Annotated in this window: 3 protein-coding genes and 3 pseudogenes; 5 read left to right on the forward strand and 1 reads right to left on the reverse strand. The window is 40.1% G+C overall.

Annotated features, from left to right (window positions below):
- Both FTV09_RS17160 and FTV09_RS17165 read left to right on the forward strand, forming a co-directional pair.
- Positions 1–75, forward strand: a pseudogene (locus FTV09_RS17160) (IS6 family transposase); the annotation flags it as partial.
- Between the two features lie 53 nt (positions 76–128).
- Positions 129–224: pseudogene (locus FTV09_RS17165) on the forward strand (IS5/IS1182 family transposase); the annotation flags it as partial.
- A 285-nt stretch (positions 225–509) separates the two neighbouring features.
- On the opposite strand, the gene FTV09_RS17170 reads toward FTV09_RS17165, so the two are convergent.
- Positions 510–2,129, reverse strand: coding sequence for an oleate hydratase (locus tag FTV09_RS17170; protein ID WP_180058965.1), 1,620 nt, complete (start codon positions 2,127–2,129; stop codon positions 510–512).
- Positions 2,130–2,619: 490 nt separating this feature from the next.
- Here FTV09_RS17170 and FTV09_RS18315 point away from each other — a divergent pair, with 490 nt between their 5' ends.
- The 3 genes and pseudogenes from FTV09_RS18315 to FTV09_RS17185 form a co-directional block, all read left to right on the forward strand.
- Positions 2,620–2,934 (forward strand): transposase family protein, encoded by a 315-nt coding sequence (locus FTV09_RS18315; protein WP_171250768.1) that lies wholly within the window; start codon positions 2,620–2,622, stop codon positions 2,932–2,934.
- Positions 2,882–3,253 carry a transposase gene (locus tag FTV09_RS17180; protein ID WP_024160689.1) on the forward strand — a complete coding sequence of 124 codons (372 nt, stop codon included), beginning with the start codon at positions 2,882–2,884 and terminating at the stop codon, positions 3,251–3,253. Before FTV09_RS18315 ends, FTV09_RS17180 begins: the two co-directional genes overlap by 53 nt.
- Positions 3,254–3,298: 45 nt before the next feature.
- A pseudogene (locus tag FTV09_RS17185) lies at positions 3,299–3,861 on the forward strand (IS6 family transposase); the annotation flags it as partial.

Consider the following 3,861-nt stretch of genomic DNA (forward strand, 5'->3'; position numbering starts at 1 on the left):
GGACAAGCATCGTCATTTTATTATGGTCAGCCTCAGGGTGAAGTGTGTCTAATCAACAGGGTTTTCGGTCTCTAAGTACTTTTTAAAGGGAACATCATCGACTCAAATCTCTATTTGCAACAGTGCCCGATGGACTACATCTACTCGTAGACTCTACAGGCATGAAGTTTCTAGGTGAGGGCGAATGGAAACGCAAGAAACATGGAGCTGAATATCGTCGCCAATAATGACGTATAAAGTTTTATCTAATTTTTCTTTTTATCCAATTTAAAATTAGGTGCGTACACGGCCTCAACTTTCAATAAAGTATAAAAGGTGTTTGTGTAGGCAATACCCTTACTTTTGATAAGCCAAAAGAAAGCAAAAGCCTTTGTTACCCATACATAACATCCCTATTATGATGGATAACGTGTGGCATCCCTGCCACACTCGTGTATCCAAACGTTGCTTAAATTAAACTATGTAATAGTGGCGACATAAAGGTGCTCTTATCGCTATATATTAAAAACTTAGTGGAACACTGTTTCTAAAGCTTTTAAACCCACTTTGGGATCAAGTAGACCGTTGTAAATTTCAGGGATTTCACGTTCCACCCCAAAAAATTCATAAATGGCAAGCATCGCCCCACGAACTGAATATTCCACAGTAAAGACCACGTCATCTTCAATTTCCACAAACTGTCCAAGGAAAGCAAAGTTTTGTGAGCCTTGTGGAATTACCTGTGGACGATCCCCCGGTTTACGGCAGGCGAATAGGGCAGAGGCGTATGGCATCATGGCTGTGGTAACATCAGTCGTTGTCAAAACATGATCTAAAATGTCGTCAAAACCGAGCTGTTTAATCAGTTCTGTTAGGATTTCTTGCCCCGTGGCTTCGGACATTGGTTTTTTGATGTAATCGCCTATATGGTCAATTTGGAAACCGTAGCCCCATAAGGTATATAAACCTTCAGGTAAGTCGGCAAAGTGTGGCTGTGCAGGAACCACGATGGATAAATGCCAACCCGACTCATACCAAGTCATGAGTGCGCCTGTGCCTGGTTCATTGCCTGTATAGTCAATAATACGTTTAAGTAGCACGTCATCTTTCATGGTCAGAGTGAAAGACTCCCACTTATGTTCATCGACATTGCCATAAAAAGTCATTGGACGGCCAAAGTCTGGGGCTTTTTGTGCCAGCGTTTCCCAAAGCATCCAGCCATGATCTTCTCGATGACGAATAAGGGCAGGCACGTCATGATTACCGCCATAACGTGAGTCTGCTGTAATAGAGCCTAAAGTGAAAATAGCTAAATCATTGGCTTTCAGATTAATTTGCTCTGAGCCTTCAGGCAATTGTACATATAGGCGTGAAGCGTAGCGTTCTTGAGTTTCAGCATTGGTAATGAAGTCTGCATCTGTGACATAGTGTCCAAAACGCACATCGACGCCTTGTGCGACTAACCAACGCTGTAGGGGCAGAATCATCGAGTCATATTGGTTGTACTTGGTACGTTTCACACCCGCTAAGGTATGAATGCGTGGCAATTCTTGAATAAAACGCAAGAAATAGCGTCTTAACTCTGCTGCACTGTGCCATTTTTGAAAAGCGAAAGTCGTGCGCCACATGCGCCAGAAATTGGTTTCAAAAAAGGTTTCATCAAAAAACTCATCAATGCGGCGACTGCCAATTTTTTCTTCTTTTGAAGCTAATAGGCGCAGCATCTGTGCACGATGTAGCGTATTCAGACCAAGCTTTGCTGCATCCGCAATGACATGTTCGGCATCAATCAACCGTGCATTGGCGTGGGTTTTCACTTTTTCATTAAACTCACGACATTCTTCACGCACCGAAATGTCTGGATTTTCCAAAGATGGAATACTGGAAAATAAGTCCCATAGGCACAAATAAGTTTCATCGGTCAGCATTCGCCCACCACGTGTTACCCAAGCTTGCGCGGCATGCGGTGTATGTCCACCATCCATCGAACCACCTGAAATATCGAGTTCTTCTAATATATGGATATTTTTGGCAGGGACTTTGGCATCACGGATTGCAAATGCAGCAGCAGCCATACCTGCGATACCACCACCAATAATCCAAAGATGGGACTGTTGTGCGTCTAATGGGGTGCGCTTCTTCTTTTGCATGGTTCACCTTTAATAATGATGTTAAAAACTATGAAGTATAAAATGTGATTTAGAAAAACCTTAAAAATAGTATGACTTTTTATATATGAAAAATGTATGAAATGGGAAGCAATTTACTCATTATATTTTGTAATCAAAAAAATGTAAGTAATGGTTATTTTTAATACACATTTGTATTTTTTTTAAAATAAAATATGATTTAAATAATTGATTTTATTATTTTATAGAGTAATCAATCTATTTTGATCATATTTGTTTGTGTCTGAAGAATGTGTTTGAAACTAGGCTTTCTATTGATCATTAAAAGATATAATTGAATAATAGATCTCTTTCATAAATCAAAAAACGAGCACCTTTTTGATTGATATTTGTACTCTAATTTTCTTAGCATTCGTGCATAATCTGCGGATGAAATACATTGATTCAAAGAAGCTTTCTGAAACACAGTTTAAGCGATATACAGGCATCTCATGGTCAACCTTTTATTTAAATGGTTGAGCAATTGCAGAAGCATGTTCCAGCTAAAGGCAGACCACCCAAGTTAAGTGTGGAGGATCAGGTTCTGCTCTGTCTGAACTATTGGCGGGAATACCGAACTTTATTTCACATTGCTACGAGTTATGGGGTTTCAGAGCCTACAGCCTCAAGAATTGTACGTCATGTTGAAGATTGCCTGATTCAGTCCAAGCTGTTTAATTTACCGAAGAATTTGCCCGAAAGCGAAGGCATAGACTGGAATGTGGTGATCCTGGATGCCACAGAAATTCCAATTCAAAGGCCTAAAAAAACAGAAGAAAAACTATAGTGGCAAGAAAAAGACCCATACCTTTAAAGTACAGGCCATCATCCATTATAAAACTCAGCAAATTCTGAGTTTATGCACTGATCGCGGTACGGTGCATGATTTCGAGCTATTCAAACGCAATTTAAAGCAGATTCCTTCAGGAGCTTTTATCCTTGCAGATAAAGGCTACCTGGGAATTTATGCTGTGTATCCTAATAGCCTGTTGCCGTTAAAAGCCAAAAGACGCTGTAAACTGGATCCTGAACTCAAAATCTATAATCAGGAAATCAACAAAAGAAGAATCGGGATCGAGCATGTATTTGGGCACTGTTGCAAATAACCACGAATGGTAAGCTGAAGACTGTTTTAGCTAAAGATGCAGCATATGAATCCTTTCCATGGTCGGCATTTTCAGGGCGAAATCATTCTTTGGGCTGTGCGCTGGTATTGTAAACATGGCATTAGCTATCGTGAACTGCAGGAAATGCTGGCCGAACGGGGTGTGAATGTTGATCACACGACTATTTACCGTTGGGTTCAACGTTATGCTCCTGAAATAGAAAAACGTTTACGCTGGTATTGGCGTAATCCTACAGATCTGAGCTCGTGGCATATTGATGAAACCTAAGTAAAACTGAATGGACGATGGTCTTATCTGTATCGTGCAGTCGATCAACGTGGCGATACCATTGATTTTTATCTTTCTTCTAGACGTAATACCAAATCAGCATATTGTTTTCTTGGAAAAATTTTAAATAATGTGAAGAAGTGGCAAATTCCACAAGTGATCAACACGGATAAAGCACCCACATATGGACGTACTTTATCACGGTTAAAGCGAGAAGGAAAATGTCCAGTAGATATTGAGCACAGGCAGATTAAGTATAAAAATAATGTCATTGAATGTGATCATGGTAAGTTAAAGCGGATCATCAGGGCCACATTAGG

Source organism: Acinetobacter sp. YH12227 (assembly GCF_013417785.1).
Taxonomy (GTDB): Bacteria; Pseudomonadota; Gammaproteobacteria; order Pseudomonadales; family Moraxellaceae; genus Acinetobacter; species Acinetobacter gandensis.

Bases quoted from the DNA above. Each gene is read 5' to 3' on its own strand.
- FTV09_RS18315 (WP_171250768.1), top strand. From the start codon at position 2,620: ATGGTTGAGCAATTGCAGAAGCATGTTCCAGCTAAAGGCAGACCACCC.
- FTV09_RS17170 (WP_180058965.1), bottom strand. From the start codon at position 2,129: ATGCAAAAGAAGAAGCGCACCCCATTAGACGCACAACAGTCCCATCTT.
- FTV09_RS17180 (WP_024160689.1), top strand. From the start codon at position 2,882: ATGCCACAGAAATTCCAATTCAAAGGCCTAAAAAAACAGAAGAAAAAC.